The following is a 19,817-nucleotide window of genomic DNA, read 5'->3' on the forward strand; positions in this document are numbered from 1 at the left end:
CCGGTCGGGCGGCGGGCGATGGCGACGAGGGGCACCGGGGGCTCGCGCTCGTCGGGCGTCTGAGGCCGGGGCGCTGGGGTGCGCTCCCCGAGGGGTTTGGGAAGGTGGTGCATGCCGGCCTGACAGCAGGCCGGCGGTGACGAGAGGGGCGTTGCGCATGGCGGCCAGGAAGCCGGTGCTGTACGTGGTGGTGTGTGCGGCGGGAGTCGCGGGCGGGGTGGGGGAGTTGATCTCCGAAGCGCGGCAACAGGGCTGGGACGTCGGGGTGGTGGCGACGCCCAATGCCATGGCGCTGATCGACGCCGACGCGATCGTCCGGCAGACCGGGTTCCCGGTCCGCTCGGCCTGGCGGAAGCCGGGCGAACCGCGCCCGCTGCCCGACCCGGACGCGATCGTCGTCTCGCCCGCCACCTTCAACACCATCAACAAGTGGGCCCTGGGGGTCTCGGACACCCTCGCCCTCGGCATCCTCTGCGAGTCGTACGGCTGGGGCATCCCCGTCGCCGTGCAGCCGTGCCTCAGCGCCGCCCAGGCGGCGCACCCCGCCTACGCGGAGAGCCTGGCGAAGCTGCGGCGGATGGGCGTGCGGATCGCGGACTTCGTGCCCGGCTCGTACGACTGGACCCGTGCCCTGGAGCTGCTGCGGGACTGACCGGGAGCCACCGCGGCCCGGCCGGGACTGACAGGGTGGCTGGTCGGGCCCGGCGATCCTTGCAGTGTGGGGGGTGGCCCGCGCCGGCCCGCCGGAGGTAGCGTCCGGGCAGGTCAGCGAGGGTGCGGGAGGTATCCGGTGGCGGCGGTCAACGGTCAGGTGTCGTTCTGGTACGCGGCGGACGGGGTGCCCGAGGCGGGCCCCGCGCTGCCGGGGGACCGGGACGTCGACGTGTGCGTCGTCGGCGGCGGCTACACCGGACTCTGGACCGCCTACTACCTGAAGAAGGCCGACCCCTCCCTCCGGATCGCCGTCCTCGAACAGCGCTTCTGCGGCTACGGCGCCTCCGGCCGCAACGGCGGCTGGCTGTACAACGGCTTCGCGGGCCGCGGCGCGTTCGCCAAGCGGTACGGCCGGCAGCGCGCGGTGGCGATGCAGCGGATGATGGACGAGGCGGTCGGCGAGGTCGTCGACATCGCCGCCACCGAGGGCATCGAGGCCGACATCGTCCGCGGCGGCGTGCTCGAAGTCGCCCGCAGCAAGCCGCAGTTGGACCGCCTGCGGGAGCACGTCCGAAACGAGCGGGCCTACGGCGAAGGCCGGGTCGAGCTGCTGGGCGCCAAGGAGACGGCCGAGCGCGTCGACGTGGCCGGCACCCTCGGCGGCTGCTGGACCAGGTACGGCGCCCGCATCCAGCCCGCCAAGCTCGCCCGTGGCCTCGCCCGCACCGTGCGCGAGCTGGGCGTCGAGGTGTACGAGGGGACGGCGGTCACCGCGATCCTGCCGGGCTCCGGCCACCGCAAGCCGCGCGCCGTCACCCCGTGCGGCACCGTCACCGCGGACCACGTGCTGCGCGCCACCGAGGGGTTCACCGCCGGGCTGCGCGGCGAGCGGCGGACCTGGCTGCCGATGAACTCCGCGATGGTCGCCACCGAGCCGCTGCCCGCCGAGTTCTGGGCCGAGACCGGCTGGCAGGGCCGCGAGGTGCTGGGCGACTTCGCGCACGCGTACATGTACGCGCAGCGCACCGCCGACGACCGGATCGCGCTCGGCGGGCGCGGCGTGCCGTACCGGTTCGGCTCGCGGACGGACTCGGACGGCAGCACCCAGGTGGAGACGGTGCGCCAGCTGCGCGGAATCCTCAACCGGTTCTTCCCGGCCGCCGCGCACGCCCGGATCGACCACGCCTGGGCGGGCGTGCTCGGCGTCCCCCGGGACTGGTGCGCCACCGTCGAGCTGGACCGGGTGAGCGGGCTCGGCTGGGCGGGCGGGTACGTCGGCAGCGGGGTGACCACCACCAACCTGGCCGGTCGCACCCTGCGGGACCTGGTGCTCGGCCGGGACACGGAGCTGACCGGGCTGCCGTGGGTGGGCCACACCGTACGGCGCTGGGAGCCGGAACCGCTGCGCTGGCTGGGGGTGCACGCGATGTACGCCGCCTACCACGCCGCCGACCGGCAGGAAGCGGCCGGTCGGGCCACCACCTCGCCGATCGCCCGGGTCGCGGACCTGGTCTCGGGGCGCTGAGCCCGGGGCCGTCAGGTCCGGTGGCGCCGACTGCGGCGGGGCGCCCGGACCAGTGCCTCACCTGGGCCGCCCGGACGTCCCACGAACGCCCAGTCGTCCGTTCGGACGCGCCGCCGAGCGGAGACGGCCCGCAGCGACGACGGTGAAGGCGTGCGGAGGAGCGCCGTGCGGGCTTGTCACGTCGCTCCGCTGCTCCGCGCACCCCCGCCGCCCGGACCTGGCGGGCCCGACCCGGCCCCGTCCCGGAGGCTCCCGGGCGGTCGCGGGTCACCGCGTCGGCGGCCCTGCGGCGCCACCCGCCGATCGCTCGACCGCCGCGCACCCGGCCTGATCCGGCCGATCCCGCCGCCGGCCGGGACCCGACCGTGCCGGACGCGAGCCCGGCGCCGGCCGGCCACTCGGGGCGGCGCCCGAGCACCCGGCTCCGCGCGGCCGGGGGAGCCGCGGCCGGTGGACCCTCGACGGGCGGGGCCGCGACGGGTGCGCCCTCGGGGCCCGGCCGCGCCGGCCGTCGGCGAGCGGGTGAGCGCGGCACGCGGCCGGACCAGGTGAGGTGGTGGAGTGGCCAGTAGCAGATTTTCTACCCGAGGCCGTCCATCCGGGGGCGCGCGTCGGCGATACCACCCGAATTGCGGACGGCATTCGACTGACGGGGCATATTGTGTACACCGACAAACTACTCCGATGGTGGTCAGTTTCCCGTCGCGGTCCGCAAACCATCAGTCGACCCCCTTCGCCTGGGATAGCGTCGTGGGGTCGGGGGGTCGACACCGATCCGGTGTATTCGAACGCTAGCTACCGGGCCGTAACGGCCGAATGAGTCATGGAGAAAAACATGCGGCATTTCCCTGTGGAAAACCGGCCAGACGGAGTGGACGACCTTCAGCTCGCGATGGAATCCCTGGCCGCCTTCCCGTCCCGGAACGTGGGGAGCGGGGCGGACGTGACCGAGCGGCTCGCGGCCGTCCACGACCTGTGCCGGGCGGTCGACACGGTGCTGGACACCCTGGTCGTCCAGGCGGCCGCCGAGGCGGCCGAAGAGGGCTGGACCGCGGCCCGGATGGCGGCCGAACACTCCGGCTACTACGCCAGGTTGCAGCGTGCGCTGCTCCCCGCCGGTGCCGGGCTGAACCGGCAGTGAACGCGGTGCAGACGGGCCCTCACGTGCTGTCCTGCCCCACCAGGTGGAGCGACGTCGACGAGAACGGCCACATCAACAACGCCCGTCTGGTCGGCTACATCCAGGAGGGGATTTACGACCTGCTCCGCCACCACGAAACCGCCGTCCGGGAATCGCTGTTCCCCGCCGGGTTCATTATCGCGAGACACGAGATCGATTACCTGGAACAGTTGCACCACCGGCCCGAGCCGTTGTCGGTGCTGCTCACCGTGGAGCGGCTCGGGCGGAGTTCCGCGCAGATCGAGGTCAATGTCTGCCGGGACGGGTTGGTCTTTATGCGGGCGCGGACCGTGGTGGTCGCGCGGGACCGCGAATCCGGCCGCTCGCGTGCGCTGAGCCCGGCCGAGCGGATCTTTCTCTCGGGGTTCATGGCGGACGCCGGCCGGGCCCAGGCCGCCCTGGCGGCCACGACGGTGACCGCGGCGACCGTCACCACGCCGGCGGCCTCCGCGCCGGCGGTCCCCGTACAGGCGATCACGTCGGCCCAGCGCGTACCGGTCGGTGCGGTGACCCCGTCCCGCCGGCCGCGCAGGCGGTGTCACGCCTCGCTGTGAGCCCGCGGCCCCGGGCCGACGGCGGGGCCGCCGGCGGGACCGGTCGCGGCGTCGATCCGCCCCGTCGGCTTCCGTCGGCCTTGCCCGCCGGCCATCCTCCGGAGCCGGTTCCGGCACGGGACCCGGCCGCACCGGCGCCCGTACGAGTCCGGGCCGATCGGCCGGTTACGAAGGCGCCGGGGCGAGTTACGCTGAGCAGCACGGGCACCGGTACCTCCCCGGTGGCCACGCGCTGCGACCTTCCTCCTGGCCCAGGGGCGGACCGCCGCCGGTCCGGCCGGAGCCCGCCGACCGGAAGGAGGACGCGATGACCATCTCCTCGGACGACTTCCTCGCCCGCATCGTGGAGCGCGGCGAGTACCGGGGCGAGGCCGAGGCGGCTCACGCCGCCCGGGTCGTGCTGGCCCTGCTCGGCGAGCACCTGGTGGGATCCGAGCGGGGCGAGCTCGCCGACGCGCTGCCCGACGCGTACGCCTCGCTGCTGCGCGACGCCCGGCCCGCGGACGAGCCGCTGACCGCCGAGCGCTTCGTGCAGGCCGTGGTGGGGTGGATCGACGGGGCGACCCCGGCGACGGCGCAGTGGGACATCGGGGCCGTGCTCAGCACCGTCGCGGACCTCGTCCCCGAGCGGTTGGTGGACCGGGTGGTCGAGCAACTCCCGGAGGGCTACGACCTGTTGTTCGGGCACCCGGCGTCGGCCTGACCCGGCTGACCCGGTTCGGCGTTCGGCCTGACCCGGCTGACCCGGTTCGGCGTTCGGCCTGACCCGGTCTGACCCGGCTCGGCGTTCGGCCTGACCCGGCTCGGCCGCCCGGCGCGCCGAGGGGGTCCGGGCGGCGGAGGCGTGTCGGCCTGCCCGTCTGCCGGGAAGCGGAGCGGGGGCGCCCCGAAGGGGCCGGACGGAAGCCGGGCGGCGCCGCCAATTCGCCGAGCACGCCGACCAGTTGAGGCCGTCCCGTCGCCGCGGGAGGAGGCCCGGTCGGAACGGCGGACGGCTCAGCGGCAGAGCGCCGCCGCACCGATCAGCCCGGCGTCGGTGCCCAGTTCGGCACGGCGCACGTCCAGGCCGCGGAGGTACGGGAGGGCGGCGTAGCCGTCCAGGTGACGGGCGAGCGGGGCGAACAGCACGTCCCCGGCCGTGGCGACGCCGCCGCCGACCACGACCCGGGAGAGGTCCACCAGGGCGGCCGTGGCGGCGATCCCGGCGGCCAGCGCCTGGGCGGCGCGGTCGAAGGAGGCGAGCGCGACCGGGTCTCCGGCGGCGGCGGAGGCGGCCACGGCGCGGGCCGTCCGGTCGCCGTCCAGGGGCCGCCAGCCGTCGGCGAGGGCCCGGCGGGCGATCGCGGTGCCGCTGGCGAGGCCCTCCAGGCAGCCGCGCGAGCCGCACGGGCAGGGCTCGCCGTCCAGGTCGACGGTGATGTGGCCGAGGTGGCCGGCGTTGCCGCTGGGGCCGGGCCGTACCGCTCCGTCGAGCACCAGCCCGGCGCCGACGCCGGTCGACACCACCAGGCAGAGCGCGTTGGCGGCGCCCCGGGCCGCGCCCTGCCAGTGCTCGGCGGCGGCCATCGCCACGCCGTCCCCGGCCAGGTGGACGGGCAGCGAGCGCGCCGCGACGGCCGGGTGCGCGGCGACGGCGGTGACCAGCGGGAAGTCCCGCCAGCCGGGGATGTTGACCGGGCTGACGGTGCCGGCGAGAAGGTCGACGGGGCCGGCGCTGCCGATGCCGACGGCCGTCACGGCGGCCCAGTCGGCCGTTGCGGCGAGCCGCGCCAGCACCCGGTGCACCACCCCGAGCACGGCGGCGCCGGGCTCGGCCGCGGGCGTGGGCAGCTGGAGCCGGTGCCGCGGCCGTCCGGCGGTGTCGACCAGCGCCCCGGCGATCTTGGTGCCGCCGATGTCGAGGGCGGCGAACAGCGGGGCGGCGGGTACGGCGGGCACGGCGGGCTCCAGGGACGGTCGACGGGGCGTCGAACAGCGTAAGGGCTCGGGCCCGCCGCGCCGGTCCTCGGTGGCCGCCGGGAAGCGGGGACCGGTCGGCTCGGCAGGGGACCGGAGCTTCGCCCGTCCCGCCGGTCCTCGGCACGGCGGGACGGGCGAAGTGCGGTGGCCGCGGCGGCAGTCGAGCAGTGGGCGGGCGCGTACGGGGGACCAGGGCCCGGCCCGTCGCGGCAGGCGCCGACGTGGCATCCGGAAGCCGGTCGGCGGGCCCGACCGTGCCCTGATCGCCCTGCTCTGATCGCTTGCTCTCTCCCTGCGGAGTGACGCTCCTGCGGGCGGCCCGGCTGATGGGCGCCGCCGACGACGTGGTGCTGCCCCTGCACGCCCCGGTGGACCGGGAACAGGCGGTCCGCGACCTGCGCGCCGCGCTCTTCCACGTCAGCAGCGCGTCGGACACCGGCTGACCCGGACGACCCGGATGATCCGGCTGACCCGGACAGGAGGCGCGAGGCGCTCGCCGCCGGAGTGGCCGTGCGGGGACAAACGGCGCCGGACGTATGAAGCTGGAGGAGGCCGGCGGGCGCCGGTTGCCGGCCGTCCCGGATCCGGTAACCGCCCACGATCCCGTAACCGCCCACGATCCCGTAACCGCCCACGATCCCGTACCGAAGGGTGTTCCACCATGGCTGCCACCTCCTCGTCCGACCACCCGCAGCGCGCCGCGCGGGTCGCCGCGCCGGGCTCGGCGCTCGAACTGTCCGAGGTCCCGGTCCGCGAGCCGGGGCCCGGGGCGGTGCGGATCGCCGTCGAGGCGTGCGGGGTCTGCCACTCCGACCTGCTGATCGCCGGAGGCGCGCTGCCCGGGACGACCTTCCCGGTCACTCCCGGTCACGAGATCGCCGGCCGCATCGAGGCGCTCGGCGAGGGGGTGGGGGGCTGGAAGGTCGGCGACCGGGTCGCCGTCGGCTGGTACGGCGGCAGCTGCGGGCGCTGCGAGGCCTGCCGTTCGGGTGATGGCATCCACTGCCCCGAGCTGAGGGTCCCCGGTGCGGCCTACCCCGGTGGCTACGCCGACAGCGTCGTCGTCCCGGCGATGGCGCCGGCCGCGATCCCCGACGGGCTGAGCGCCGCCGAGGCCGCACCGCTGGCCTGCGCCGGGGTCACCGTCTTCAACGCGCTGCGCAGCTCCGCCGCCCGGCCCGGTGACACCGTCGCCGTCCTGGGCCTGGGCGGGCTCGGCCATCTGGGTGTCCAGTTCGCCCGGGCGATGGGATTCCGTACGGTCGCCGTCGCCCGGGGCACGGAGAAGCAGCCGCTGGCGCACGAACTCGGCGCCGAGTACTACGTCGACAGCACCGTCGGTGACGTCGCCCAGGCGCTCCAGGGCCTCGGCGGCGCGAAGGTGGTCCTGGCCACCGCCACCAACGCCGACGCGATGTCCGCCACCGTCGACGGGCTCGGCCGGCGCGGCGAACTCGTCATCGTCGGCGCCTCGACCGATCGGCTGGCGATCACCCCGCTCCAGCTGATCGGCGGTGGCCGCCGGGTCTACGGCCACGCCTCGGGCACCGCCGTCGACACGGAGGACACCCTGCGCTTCGCGGCGCTGACGGGTGTCCGAGCATGGATCGAGGAGGTTCCGTTGGAGCGGGCCGCCGACGCAGTGGCGAAGATGACCGACGGCCGGGCCCGCTTCCGCATGGTCCTCACCACGGGCCGCTGACACCGCCCGGGCCGAGCCTCCGGCGGCGGGCCCGCCGCCGGGCGGCAACGGCCTCAGTCGGCCTCGGACGGCCTCGAATTCGGCCGCGCCGCCGAGCGTCTGCAACGAGGGAAGCCCACCGTCAGCGACGCGATCCGCCGCCAGGATAACGGCCTCGGCGGGCGGCTGTTCCACCGTGCCAGCCGCCGGGTGTCACTGACCGACCTCGGTGCGGCGCTGCTCGCCGCACCCCGCAGCGCTACTGCCCGCCCCGCTGCGCCACCGGTGTCCGGGTCGCCGCGCACCGGGCGAGGTCGGGGGAGCGGCCCCTGAGATGAGATCGACGGCCGTGTCAACTGGCGAACCCCAGGCCGACATTCGTACACCGAGTCGGTCCGCCGCCTCGCCCGTCTGGTGTGGGAGGAGCCCCTTGGGGCACCCGGGCCGTCCCGGTTCCCCAGGGATGGCCGACCGATTTCCGCGTCCAACTCTGCGGTTGACGAGGCTAGTTCGAGCACGTCACGCTCGATGGACCGCTGAGACCGGGCCGCCGACCACTCCGTCCGTCGGCCATTCCGTGCCGTCGACCATTGCGTCCGTCGGCCCCGATGCCCGGCCCGGATGTCCACTGAGCAAGCCCGTGTGGAGGTACCGCCATGCCCAAGCGCCGTCTCGCCGTCCCCGGAATCGCCGTCGCCGCCCTGACCCTCGCCTCCCTGCTCCTCCCGGCCGCCGGTGCCAACGCCGCGCCGGCCGCCGACTCCTGCACCCAGAACTGGAGCATCCGCTCCAACGAGGGCTACGCGAACGGCAAGACGTGCAACAACCACACCAAGCTCGTCGGCTCGGTGCACGACACCAAGGCCGACGGCCGCTGTCCCTACGTGCGCGGGACCCTCTCCAGCGGCGGCCATGTCGACAGCGACTGGGCCGGCGGCAAGGGCAAGTCCCGCGCCATCACCCTGTACGCCCCGTCGGGCACCTACTTCACCGACGTCACCATGCGCTACATCAACTGCTGACGGCGGACCCCGGACGGCACCCGCTCCCGGCCGGACGCCGTCCGGCAGCTCATCGAGACGCGAAGGAGCCCCGCCAGATGTCCTGGCGGGGCTCCTCGGCAGGAAGCGTTCGGCCCGGAGGCTGTGCACTGTGGCAGCGGGCCCCTGGTCAGGAGCCGCCCACGTAGCGGGACTCCATGTACACCGTCCGCTCCGTCTGTCCCGGGTCCGCCACCACGCTGAAGCGGCTCCCGTTCGCGGTCGTGAAGTCCACGAAGAGGTCGTAGGTCACGGCCTGGTCGAAGGACCAGCCGAAGCCGCGGGTCTCGGCGTCGTCGAACCCGATCTTGTTGCCGTGCCCCGGGGTCCAATGCACAGGGCTGGCGGGGTCGGCCGAGTGGGCGGCGAGGAAGCGGTCCACACAGTCCTTCGGGGCCCGGAAGCTCAGGTTCAGGTTCTGCTCGGGGTACTTCGAGTTTCCGAAGAACCCGACGCCCTGGAGGTCGCAGGCGGGGAGGTCCAGACCGAAGGCCTTCGCGACCCCTTCGAGGGTCTGACCCTTCGGGGACCCCGGGTACGCCCGGGGGTCCGGGTCCGCCGCCGCGCAGCCGACCGCCAGGGCGATGACGACGACCAGGTTCGCAGCTGCCGCCGCTGTGCGTCGCACCGCTCCGTAGCCGTGCGGTCCTGCTGTGTTCCGTACTCGCATCAGTGTCCTCTCCCGGACGGGTACCGTCCCGCGGGGAAGGTCCCGCGGGACGGTACCCGATCCGGATCGGGCGATCAACCAGTGGTGAAGTCGATCTTCCCGTTGGTGCTTCCCTGGACGGTGAAGTCGCGGGCGTAGCCCTGGCTCGGTGCCAGAGCCAGCATCGTCACGTCGATCGGGATGCCGTACAGGTCGATCGGCGCCTTGTCCGTGTCGTAGTTGTATTCCTTCTTCAGGTCGAACCGGTAGCCCCCGGAGAGCCGCACCTTGCCGGGCCCGACGACCGTCGCCGTCACGTCCCCGCTGATGCGGTACTCCACGCTGTGCAGGGCCCAGATGTGGTCCTTGGACCCGGGGGCCACGTATGTGAAATCGATCCAGTTGGTGTCCAGCTTCACCGCGCACGTGGTGCCGGCCCCGCCGGTGCACTTCGCCGCCGCGGAGTTCGCGTAGCTGGCGGCCCGGTCGTTGAGGTCCTTCTGCAAGGTCGGGTTGTTGTACAGCTCCCGCATCTGGTCCTCCGTGAAGATGACCGGCTTGCCCGACTTCTGCTCCCAGTGTTTGAACAGTTGGCAGGCCATCGGCCCCTCGTAGCAGGCGAACAGCTCGGCGCCGCCGACGATCGTGAGCATCGGGTCCTGCTGCCCCTGGTTGCCGAGGTTGCGCATGAACTTCTCCCAGCCGCTCGGCTCGTGGAACGGCGGGTGCTTGGTCGCGTTGTCCTCGTCGCTGACGTACTCGTGGCCCTTGTCGTCAGTGACGGTGATCGTGCCCGGCGGGGGCGGCGTCGACGACGACTGGTTCTGCTGGGCGGCGCGGGCACGCTCCTCGGCGGCGATCTTGTCGGACGCGCTGCGCATCGCGTCGGTGCCGGCCTGCGCCGCCTCCTGGGCGCTCCGGCCCGCGGCCAGCGCCGAGTTGCGGGCCTGGGCGGCGGAGCCGTAGGCGGAGTTCGCGTACGCGGCCGCCTTCGACGCGGAGTAGGACGCCCAGGCCGCGGACTTGGTCGCGGCCGCGGCATCGGCGCGGGCCGACTTCTCGGCGGTCCTGGCCTGCTGTGCGGACGCCGCGGCCTGCTGGGCCGACTTGTCCGCCTGGTCGGAGGACTGACGAGCCTGGTTCGCGTAGCCCTTGGCCTCATCGGCGGACTGGCGGGCCTGGGCGGCGTACTTCTGGGCCTCGGTGGCAGCGCCCTGGGCCGTCAGTGCCGCCGCGGTCGCCGTCGCCGCCGTCTCCTGGGCGTTGGCGGCGCTGGTCGAGGCGTCCGCCACGATCCGCTGGATGTCGGCGGCGTGGACGGCACTCTGCTGGTCCTGTTCGGCGGCCCGGTACTGGGCCACGGCGACGAAGTTGCGCAGCTGGGTGGGCGGTCCGGCCAGGGCGACCTGGGCGGAGGCGGCCAGCTGGGGACCGCTCGCCGCGGTCAGCGAGAGCGCCGTCACCCGGTCGTCCTCCTCCCGGGCGCGGTACTGGTCGGTGTCGAGGAACTGGTGGAAGGCCGCAGCCGTGTTGGCGTCGATGGCCTTGCTGCCGGCCTCCTTGACCGCCCGGCCGCCCTGGCTGATGATCCGCAGGATCTCGACCCTGTTGTCCTCGGCCATGGCCGCGTCCTGGCCCCCGTTGAGGAAGGCCTGGACGTCCTGCGGGGCCCCGTTCAGTGCGGTGAAGGCCGCGGCGCGCAGGCGTGGGTTGGTGGACTCGGCGAGGTGGGCGACACGGGACATGTCGTCGTGTTCGGAAGCGAGGGCCCGGCGCTGCTTCAGCCACTCCAGCACGTCGCTGTCGGACCCGGTGAGCGCGTCCTTGGCGGCCTGGCTGGTCCAGGGGCCGCCGGTGGAGACGAGGTTGAAGGCGGCCTGACGGCCCATCCGCGCGGCGGCGGCCGGGTCGGTGCCCGGCGCCACGGCGTCGGACAGCAGTTGCTTGGTCGCGGTGTCGACCCGCACCGCTTCGGCCCGGTCCTCGCGGTCCTGGGCCCGGCGGTCGTCGTACTGCTTCTTCAGGTCCTGGGCCTGCTGGATCCGCTTGTCCTTCTCAGCCGCCAGCTGGGCGGTCTCCGCGGCGCGCGCGGTCTCCTCGACCTCGCGGGCCGCGGTCGCGGCCTTGGAGGCGGTGTTGGCCGCGGCCACGGCGGCCTGGGCGTGGAGAGTGGCCTGGTTGGCGTCGCCGGCCGCCTGACCGGCGTGCGCCGCGGCGTCCTCTGCCGCCTGAGCAGCGTTGTTGGCGTGGGTGGCAGCCTCGTTCGCCGCCGTCTTGGCCTGCTGAGCGGCGGTGGCCGCACGCCTGGCGAGGGTCTCGGCGGAGTTCGCGGCGTTGGTCGCGGTGGCGGCGGCCGCACGAGCCTTGGCCGCCGCGCTCTTCGCGCGCTCGGCCTGGGCACCGGCCGCCTGCGAATAGCCGCCGGCCTGGGCGGCGGCATCGGCGGCCGCGGCCGCGTTCGCCCCCGCGCTGGCGGCGGACTTGGCCGCGTCGACCGCGTTGTTCACCGCGGTGATCGCGTGGTCGACGGATTCCGCGGCACGCTGCGCGTTCGCGGCGGCGTCCCGCGCAACCGTGGCAGCAGCGGCCGCGTTGGCCGCCTGACTGGCGTCCCCGCCGGCCGCGGTGGCCGCCTGGTAGGCCCGGGACGCCGCGTTGCCGGCCGCGGTCGCGGCCGCCGCGGCGGCGGAGGCGGCGCTGGCCGCCACCCGGGTCGCCGAGTGAGCCGTATTGGCGGCCTCGATCGCGGTGGCCGCTGCCTGGGCGGCCTGGTTCGTGGCATCCGCGGCACGGCCGGCGGCTTCGCTGGCCTGCTGTGCGGAGTCCTTGGCGGCGGCGGCCTCCTTCGCGGCGCGTTCGGCATCGGCCTTGGCCTGCTGAGCGGCTTCCACGGCGCGGGCCGAGGCCTGCTTCGCGGCCTCGGTCTCCTGAAGGGCCTGCTGGCCCGCAGTGCGCGCCTCCTCCGCGAGCTGGGAGACGGTCATCTTCTCCTGGTCGCGGGCCCGGGCCACGTGCTGGCCGTTGCGCAGGAACTCCTTCACCTCCGCCGGCCCGTTCTTGAGGGCCAGTTGGGCGGCGGCACGGACCTGGGGACCGCCGACGGCGATCAGCCGCAGGGTGTCGACCCGGTCGTCCTCCTCCTGTGCCTTGGCCCGGCCGCTTTCCAGGAACGACTGGAACGCATCCAGCGAGCCGTCCTTGAGGGCGGCCTGCGCCGCGTCGCGCGCGCCCCGTCCGTCCAGGCTGATGGAGGTCAGCACGGCGACCCGGAGGTCCTCCTTCCACGGTCCTTCATAGCCCGTGGCGAGGAAGGTGTGCAGTTCCTCGGGCGTGCCGCTGAGCGCCTTGCCGGCAGCCTCGCGCACCCCCCGGCCGCTGGTGTTGATCAGTTTCAGCGCGGCGACCCGGTCGTCCTCGGCCTGAACTGATTTCAACTTGCCGTCCAGGAAAGCTTTCACGTCCTGGTCCGACCCCAACAGGGCATTCTGGGCGGCCGCCTTGGTGGCGCGGCCGCCATCGCGCCACGCCGTGAACACCTTCTCCCGGTCGCTCGGTGCGGCCGGCGTCTCCGCCGTGGCCTCCGCGGTCAGCGCCACCGCGGAACCGCTCGTCATTCCCATCAACAGTGTCACGGCACACAGCCCTGCGACTGCCGCGCGTGCCCGCCACGGATTACGCGGCAGTTTAACCGAGCTTTCGCTCGTCTTTATCCCCATGTCCCCTCGATGAAGTCGCCGTTCACCGCCTGCGGCGGACCGCCACGTGCGGCGCAGCCTGGCGCGTCGATGCGCGCGGTTCGCGACCATACAGAGCGAGTGGCAGATAAATCGACCCCTGACCTCAGAGCGAATAGTTCCGGACAGGGCGGCTGAAAATCGCCGTGATGGCAAAACGGACATATATCCATGGATGACGGCAAAGACAACGAGCTTCGTGTGCGAAGGGTGATCAACTTCGGTGCCGGCGCGGTGATATGAATGACCTGCTTCAGAAGCAGTCGTGCGCTCGCCGGCGCCGACATCCAAAGATTCCTAAAGAGGGGGATTTCATGCGTATGCGACACCGCCCTGTCATCGTTGGTGCCCTGGCCGCCGCGACGTTGGCCATCGGAATTTCCAGTGGGGCCGCGGCGGGTGCTTCCGGCGGCGCCGCAGCGGCCGCGACGGGTCCCGACACTCCGCCTCCGGCCGTTGAAGACTTCGCCTACCCGGGTGCCGAGCAGATCCTCAAGGACCGCAACCTGGTGCTGAAGCGTGGCGACGGGCACGTTCTGCTCGCCGACTGCGTCGACGGGCAGAACCTGATCGAGGTGTGGGCGCGCGGCCGGGAGGATCGAGTCTGCTTCAAGGTCACCGGGACGGGCGGATTCCTCGAGCTGGAGCTTCCCAAGGTCGTCGGGATCCGGGGCAACGACTACACGACCCAGGCGACGGCGGTGGTCAAGGGGACCGAGAAGACCTTCGACATCACCAAGAACGGGCCCAACGACTACATCTGGACGCCGATCGGTGAGGCCGCGGACCCGGACCAGAACGACCACATGCTGCTGCGTCTGGTCGCCCACCGGTGACCGAGCCGACCCGTCCGACAGTGGCCTCGTTGCAGTTCGCTCCGCTCTTTGAGGAAGTCCAAGTGATGTCCCGTAAGTCTCAGTCCCGCTCCTGGCGGGCCGGTGTGCTGGTGGCGGCCGCGGCCGCCGGCACGCTGAGCACCTTCGTTCCGGCCGGCGCCGTGGTAGGCGACGCGGCGGCCGACGGCGCCCATGCCTCCACCGCGCGTCTGGTGATCGGTGACAACCTGCGTGCCTGTACGGGGGCGTTGGTGGACCGTTTCTGGGTCCTCACCGCCGCGTCCTGCTTCTCGGACGACCCGGCGCAGCCGCAGGCGCTGACCGCCGGTGCGCCGAAGTGGAAGACCACCGTCACCGTCGGCGGCAAGTCCGCCCAGGTGGCCGAGCTGACGCCACGTCAGGACCGTGATCTGGTGATGGCGCGCCTCGTCTCCGCCGTCGACGGTGTCGCCCCGCTGCCGCTGGCGACCAGCGCGCCGACGGCCGGGCAGAGCCTGCGGGTGCCCGGTTTCGGGCGGACCAAGGACGAGTGGGTGCCGGGCAAGCTTCACACCGGCGCGTTCTCGCTCGACACGGTGAGCGCGACCGGCATCGGTACCACGGGCACCGGTGGCGCGGCGGTCTGCAAGGGTGACACCGGTGCCCCGGCGATCCGGGAGGTCAACGGCAAGGCCGAGTTGGTGGCCGTCGCCTCCCGCTCCTGGCAGGGCGGTTGCCTGGGCACCCCCGCCACCGAGACCCGCACCGGCGCGTACAGTTCCCGGGTCGACGACCTCGGCGACTGGGTCAAGCAGGTGAAGGCCTCCCGCCCGGCCAGCGAGCTGTTCGCTATCGGCGGCGACAACCAGATCTGGACCAACGAGGGCGCGTACACCACGAACACGTGGGGTACCTTCGAGGCCGTACCGGCCAGCAGTGGCACGCGGCAGGTCAGCGCGGTCACGATGGGCGACAAGGTCCGCCTGTACACGGTCGGCGCCGACCAGCGGATCTGGACCACCACCAAGGACAGTGCCACCGGCACCTGGTCGCCGTTCCAGGTCGTGCCGAACAACAGCGGCATCCGGCAGGTGACCGCCGTCGCCATGGGCGAGAAGGTCCGCCTGTTCGCGATCGGCGGCGACGGGCGCATCTACGGCGCCGACGGCGACTACGCCGCGGGCACCTGGAGCGGGTTCAGCCCCCTGCCCAGCAGCGGCATCAAGCAGATCACCGCCACCGCCGTCGGCAACACGGTGCGCCTGTTCGCGATCGGCGGCGACGGCCGGATCTGGACCTCCACCGGGGACTACACCGCCGGTACGTGGAGCACCTTCGAGGCCATTCCCAGCAGCGCCATCCAGCACATCGCCGCCACCACGATCGGCAACTCCGTGCGCCTGTTCGCCGTCGGCGCGGACAGCCATATCTGGACCACCGACAGCACCGGCAACGGCCCCTGGACCACCTTCGACAAGGTCCCCGGCGTCGTCGGGGTCAAGCAGGTGGCCACCACCACCATCGGCGACAGCATCCGCCTGTTCGCCATCGGCAACGACGACAAGATCTGGACCGCCGACAAGAAGGCGGATGGCAGCTGGACCACCTTCTTCGGCGTCGCCAGCAGCGCCATCCAGGGCATCGCCGCCACCATCGGCTGATCCCGCCCCCCGTGTCCGTCCCCCGCGGGGGCGGTCGGTGCGAACCCGGCCGCCCCCACGGGCTTCTCCGAAAGAGAACCCATGTCCCGCAAGTCCCAGTCCCGTTCCAGGCAGGCCGGTGTGCTGGCAGCGGTCGCCGCCGCGGCCGCCGGCACGCTGACCACCTTCGCCCCGGCCGGCGCCGTGTCCGGGGACGCGGCCGCCGACGGCACGTACGCCACCACCGCGCGGATCGTCGTCGGCGACAGCCTGCGCGGCTGCACCGGTGCGCTGATCGACCAGTACTGGGTGATCAGCGCCGCGTCGTGCTTCGCCGACGACCCGGCGCAGCCGCAGGCGCTGGCCGCCGGGGCCCCGAAGTGGAAGACCACCGCCACCGTCGGTGCCAAGTCGGCCCAGGTGGTCGAGTTGGTACCGCGTCAGGACCGCGACCTGGTGATGGCCCGCCTCGCCGCGCCCGTCGAGGGCGTCGCCCCGCTGGCGGTCGGCACCGCGGCCCCGGCCGCGGGGCAGGCGCTTCAGGTGCCCGGGTTCGGCCGGACCAAGGACGAGTGGGTGCCGGGCAAGCCGCACCTGGGCGCGTTCTCGCTCGACACGGTGAGCGCGACCGGCGTCGGCATCACGGGCACCGGTGGCGCGGCGGTCTGCAAGGGTGACACCGGCGCCCCGGCGGTCCGGGAGGTCAACGGCAAGGCCGAGTTGGTGGCCGTCGCCTCCCGCTCCTGGCAGGGCGGTTGCCTGGGCACCCCCGCCACCGAGACCCGCACCGGCGCGTACGCGACCCGGGTCGACGACCTCGGCGTGTGGATCACCAACGTCCGGCACTCCACGCCCTCGGGGACGGTGGTGAAGGCCGCGCCGTTCACCGTCGTGGACCCCGTCACCGGGCATCCGGTGACCTTCGTCCAGGACAGCAAGAACCACCTGTGGTCCGTCGACCCGCGGAACGAGGGCTGGACCGACCTGGGCGGCTACGCCGCCACCCGCCCCACCGCGATCGTCAACCCGGCCGACAACCACGTGATGGTGTACGTCAACGGGCCGGACAACAAGCTCTGGTCCTACGACCGCACCACCGGCAAGTGGACCGCGTTCGTCCTCACCCCGGCCGGCACCGCGCTGGCCCCGGATGCCGTGCCGCGCACGGTCGTGGACCCGGCCAACGGGCACCTGGTGACCTTCGTCCGGGACACCGCTCACCATCTGTGGTCGGTCGACCCGCAGGGCGAGGGCTGGTACGACCTCGGCCCGCTGGCCGCCACCGACCCGGTGCCGGTGATCAACCCGAACGACGGCCACATCGTGGTGTACGTCAACGGGCCGAACAACCGGCTGAACTCGATCGACCGGCGCGGTGCCGGCCGGGTCGAGTTCGTCCCGCCGGCGATGGCTCCCGACGCCGTCCCCTCGACCGTGGTCGACCCGGCCACCGGGCACTTCACCACCTTCGTCCGGGACGCCGCCAACCACCTGTGGTCCGTGGACCCGTTCGGCCCGGGCTGGCGCGACTGGGGCGGGATGGCCGCCACCGACCCGGTCGCGATCGCCGACCAGGCGGGCAAGCGGACCATGGTGTACGTCAACGGCCCGAACAACCGGCTGAACTCGCTCGACTTCTCCACCGGGAAGTGGACCGAGTTCACCCTCACCCCGGCCGGCACCGCGCTGGCCGCGGACACCGTCCCGCAGACCGTCCTCGACCCGGCCACCGGGCACCTGGTCACCTTCGTGCGGGACGCCAACAACACCCTGTGGTCCGCCGACCCGCAGGGACCGGGCTGGGTCCGCTACCACGGTGGCCCGTCCGCCCCCTGATCGGCGCGGCAAGGACCGTCGTCGTACGACCGTCCGGTTCCCCACCCATCGGCACCCCTCGCAACCGCGGGGGGTGCCGTCGATTGTCACTCTCGATTCCCGGTGCGCCGACGTGGAAGTCCACCGCGAGCATCGGCGAAAGGCCGGTGGAGGACGCCGGATTGACGTGACGTCAGTGCCGCTCGGGCACCGGGTTGCCGACGGCCTCGATGGCGCGGCGCACCGGGACCTTCAGCAGGACCACGAAGCCGATGACGAAGAAGACCAGCAGCGAGATGATCGCCGAGCGGTAGCTGCCGGTGAGCTGGTAGGCGAGGCCGAAGACCAGCGGGCCCATCCAGCTGGTGCCGCGGTCGCTGACCTTGTAGAAGCTGAAGTACTCGGCCTCCCGGCCGGGCGGGATGAGGTGGGAGAAGAGCGAGCGGGAGAGCGCCTGGCTGCCGCCGAGCACCAGGCCGATCATGCAGGCCAGGGCGTAGAACCAGATCGGCTGGTGGGCGGGCATGAAGTAGCCGAGGGCGAGGGTGACCACCCAGCCGACGAGCGAGCCGAGGATGGTCCGCTTGGCGCCGTGGCGGTGGGCGATCCGGCCGAGCAGCAGGGCGCCGCCGATCGCCACGATCTGGACCAGGAGGACGGCGGTGACCAGCGAGGTCTGCTCCATGCCGAGTTCCTCGCTGCCGTAGAGCGAGGCCTGGGAGACGACGGTCTGGATGCCGTCGTTGTAGCAGAGGAAGGCGGCGAGGTAGAGCAGGGTGAGCGGGTGTTCGCGCATGCCGCGCAGGGTGCGGGCGAGTTCGCGCAGGCTGCCGGCGGCGGGCCGGCCGTCCCCGGAGACGGCTGTCACGGTGCCGGGGCCGGGGGCGGGGGCGACGCCGGCCCGGGAGGGCAGCCGCAGCAGCGGGACGACGGTGAACAGCGCCCACCACAGGCCGGCCGAGGCCAGGCAGATCCGCACGGCGGTGCCGGAGTCCAGGCCGAACGCGTCGTGGCCCTGGAACAGCGCCAGGTTGGCGATCAGCAGCAGTCCGCCACCCGCGTACCCGTAGGCCCAGCCCTTGGAGGAGACCTTGTCCCGCTCGTCCGGGGCGGCCAGGCCGGGCAGGTAGGCGTAGGAGAGCGCGACCGAGACCGCGTACGAGATGTTGGCGACCACCAGCAGCGCGCCGCCGAGCAGGTAGCGGTCACCGCTGAGGAAGAACATCCCCATCGTCGCGAGCGCGCCGACGTACGCGAAGCCGCACATCAGCTCCTTGTGCCGTCCGGTGCGGTCGGCGAGGGTGCCGGTCAGCAGCATCACCGCGACCGAGAGCAGCACGGAGAAGGAGACCGTGTACGGGAAGAACGATCCTGCGCGGATCGACAGTCCGAGCGGGTGAACATTGCCGGCCGCGTCGGCGGCGTCCTTGGCGACGGTGGTCAGGTACGGGCCCAGGAACACCGTCAGGACGGTGGCCGAGAAGGCGGCGTTGGCCCAGTCGTTGACGTACCAGCCGAACTGCATCCGGCGCAGGGCACGGGCGTTGTCGGTGGCGGCGCCCGCCGGGCCGGTCGGTGGATCGGCCGGCGGGTGGGTCGCCGGGTTCGTGGTGCTCATGGAGTCCCCATTGCCGTGCTGGAGCCGGTGCTGCCGTCGCTCCAGCAGCCGCGCTCGCCGAGGACGTCCCGCAGGACGTCGATGCGATCGGCCATGATGCCATCCACACCCAGGTCCAGGAGAGCCCTGATCCGTGTGGGATCGTCCACAGTCCAGACGTGCACCTGGAGGCCGAGCCGGTGGGCGGTGCGCACGAAGGCCCGGTCGACGACCCGGACGCCCCGGTGCCGCTCCGGCACCTGCGCGCACAGCCCGGCGAACGGTAGCCCGGGGGGCGACTGGTCGGGCGACCGCTTGCCGAACGAGGGCTGAACGGACGGTGAATGAGTGGGCGTGGGCGTGGACGTGGACGTGGACGTGGACGTGGGCGGACACGGCGGAAAGGGAAGGAAGGGCAGAAACGATTCGGCAAGCGAACGCAGCCGCAGCTGGGCCACCTCGCGCGGCCCCAGCGAGGTGGCCAACCGGGGCCCGGCGGCGGCGCGGACGGCGGCGAGCCGGGAGTCGGAGAAGCCGCCGACGCAGACCCGGTCCCAGGCGCCGGTCCTGCGGACCGCCTCGACCAGCGGGCGGACGGCGGGCGCCGCCTTGACGTCGATGTTGAAACGGGCCCCGGGGAACGCGCCGAGCAGGTCCTCCAGCAGCGGCACCGGCTCGCTCCCGCCGATCCGGGCCTTCCTGACGACCTCCCAGGGCAGCTCCGCCACCGCCCCGGTGCGGTCGGTGACCCGGTCGAGGTGCGTGTCGTGGAAGGCCACCAGCACGCCGTCGGCGGTCGCGTGCACGTCCGTCTCCAGGTAGCGGTACCCGAGCGCGACGGCGGCCTCGAAGGCGGCGAGCGAGTTCTCCGGGTGTCCGAGGTCGCCGCCCCGGTGGGCGAAGGCGAGCGGTCCGGGGTGGTCGAGGAAGGGGTGCATGGCGTGCTCCGAGCCGCTGGGGGAGGGGCCCGACGG

Annotated in this window: 16 protein-coding genes and 1 pseudogene; 12 read left to right on the forward strand and 5 right to left on the reverse strand. The window is 73.3% G+C overall.

The features are described from left to right. Positions 1-157 precede the first annotated feature (157 nt). From ACZ55U_RS03320 to ACZ55U_RS03340, 5 genes are all read left to right on the forward strand, one after another. On the forward strand, positions 158-652 hold the full coding sequence (locus ACZ55U_RS03320; RefSeq protein ID WP_465521887.1) for a flavoprotein: 495 nt from the start codon (positions 158-160) through the stop codon (positions 650-652). Positions 653-790: 138 nt separating this feature from the next. Next, entirely contained in the window at positions 791-2,179 is a 1,389-nt protein-coding gene (locus ACZ55U_RS03325) for an NAD(P)/FAD-dependent oxidoreductase (protein WP_465521889.1), read from the forward strand. Between the two features lie 871 nt (positions 2,180-3,050). Beyond that, the gene (locus ACZ55U_RS03330; protein WP_465521891.1) at positions 3,051-3,320 is read left to right on the forward strand and encodes a hypothetical protein; all 270 of its coding nucleotides are present in this window, start codon (positions 3,051-3,053) and stop codon (positions 3,318-3,320) included. After that, entirely contained in the window at positions 3,317-3,913 is a 597-nt protein-coding gene (locus ACZ55U_RS03335; RefSeq protein ID WP_465521893.1) for an acyl-CoA thioesterase, read from the forward strand. Before ACZ55U_RS03330 ends, ACZ55U_RS03335 begins: the two co-directional genes overlap by 4 nt. Positions 3,914-4,220: 307 nt before the next feature. Further along, on the forward strand, positions 4,221-4,616 hold the full coding sequence (locus ACZ55U_RS03340; protein WP_465521895.1) for a DUF2267 domain-containing protein: 396 nt from the start codon (positions 4,221-4,223) through the stop codon (positions 4,614-4,616). Between the two features lie 293 nt (positions 4,617-4,909). Here ACZ55U_RS03340 and ACZ55U_RS03345 read toward each other — a convergent pair whose 3' ends face one another. Beyond that, positions 4,910-5,851, reverse strand: coding sequence for an ROK family protein (locus ACZ55U_RS03345; RefSeq protein WP_465521897.1), 942 nt, complete (start codon positions 5,849-5,851; stop codon positions 4,910-4,912). A 320-nt stretch (positions 5,852-6,171) separates the two neighbouring features. Between ACZ55U_RS03345 and ACZ55U_RS03350 the strand changes: the two genes are divergently transcribed. The 4 genes and pseudogenes from ACZ55U_RS03350 to ACZ55U_RS03365 all read left to right on the forward strand — a co-directional run bounded on the left by ACZ55U_RS03350 (position 6,172) and on the right by ACZ55U_RS03365 (position 8,575). Next, on the forward strand, positions 6,172-6,315 hold the full coding sequence (locus ACZ55U_RS03350) for a hypothetical protein (RefSeq protein ID WP_465521899.1): 144 nt from the start codon (positions 6,172-6,174) through the stop codon (positions 6,313-6,315). Between the two features lie 218 nt (positions 6,316-6,533). After that, on the forward strand, positions 6,534-7,574 hold the full coding sequence (locus ACZ55U_RS03355; protein WP_465521901.1) for an alcohol dehydrogenase catalytic domain-containing protein: 1,041 nt from the start codon (positions 6,534-6,536) through the stop codon (positions 7,572-7,574). An 87-nt stretch (positions 7,575-7,661) separates the two neighbouring features. Beyond that, a pseudogene (locus ACZ55U_RS03360) lies at positions 7,662-7,886 on the forward strand (helix-turn-helix domain-containing protein); the annotation flags it as partial. A gap of 323 nt (positions 7,887-8,209) precedes the next feature. Next, the gene (locus tag ACZ55U_RS03365; protein ID WP_465521903.1) at positions 8,210-8,575 is read left to right on the forward strand and encodes a hypothetical protein; all 366 of its coding nucleotides are present in this window, start codon (positions 8,210-8,212) and stop codon (positions 8,573-8,575) included. Between the two features lie 148 nt (positions 8,576-8,723). Here ACZ55U_RS03365 and ACZ55U_RS03370 read toward each other — a convergent pair whose 3' ends face one another. Further along, the gene (locus tag ACZ55U_RS03370) at positions 8,724-9,221 is read right to left on the reverse strand and encodes a hypothetical protein (protein WP_465521905.1); all 498 of its coding nucleotides are present in this window, start codon (positions 9,219-9,221) and stop codon (positions 8,724-8,726) included. A 116-nt stretch (positions 9,222-9,337) separates the two neighbouring features. Next, entirely contained in the window at positions 9,338-12,856 is a 3,519-nt protein-coding gene (locus tag ACZ55U_RS03375; protein ID WP_465521907.1) for an ALF repeat-containing protein, read from the reverse strand. A 434-nt stretch (positions 12,857-13,290) separates the two neighbouring features. Between ACZ55U_RS03375 and ACZ55U_RS03380 the strand changes: the two genes are divergently transcribed. From ACZ55U_RS03380 to ACZ55U_RS03390, 3 genes are all read left to right on the forward strand, one after another. Then, positions 13,291-13,812 carry a hypothetical protein gene (locus tag ACZ55U_RS03380; protein ID WP_465521909.1) on the forward strand — a complete coding sequence of 174 codons (522 nt, stop codon included), beginning with the start codon at positions 13,291-13,293 and terminating at the stop codon, positions 13,810-13,812. Between the two features lie 65 nt (positions 13,813-13,877). Beyond that, complete coding sequence (locus tag ACZ55U_RS03385) at positions 13,878-15,452, forward strand: trypsin-like serine protease (RefSeq protein WP_465521911.1); 1,575 nt, start codon at positions 13,878-13,880, stop codon at positions 15,450-15,452. A gap of 81 nt (positions 15,453-15,533) precedes the next feature. After that, entirely contained in the window at positions 15,534-17,267 is a 1,734-nt protein-coding gene (locus tag ACZ55U_RS03390) for a DUF8189 domain-containing protein (protein ID WP_465521913.1), read from the forward strand. 172 nt (positions 17,268-17,439) lie between these two features. Here ACZ55U_RS03390 and ACZ55U_RS03395 read toward each other — a convergent pair whose 3' ends face one another. Both ACZ55U_RS03395 and ACZ55U_RS03400 read right to left on the reverse strand, forming a co-directional pair. Beyond that, complete coding sequence (locus ACZ55U_RS03395; RefSeq protein ID WP_465521915.1) at positions 17,440-18,864, reverse strand: MFS transporter; 1,425 nt, start codon at positions 18,862-18,864, stop codon at positions 17,440-17,442. Further along, on the reverse strand, positions 18,861-19,781 hold the full coding sequence (locus ACZ55U_RS03400; RefSeq protein WP_465521917.1) for a glycerophosphodiester phosphodiesterase: 921 nt from the start codon (positions 19,779-19,781) through the stop codon (positions 18,861-18,863). Before ACZ55U_RS03400 ends, ACZ55U_RS03395 begins: the two co-directional genes overlap by 4 nt. Positions 19,782-19,817: the final 36 nt, after the last annotated feature.

Source organism: Kitasatospora sp. NPDC034533, from assembly GCF_055575155.1.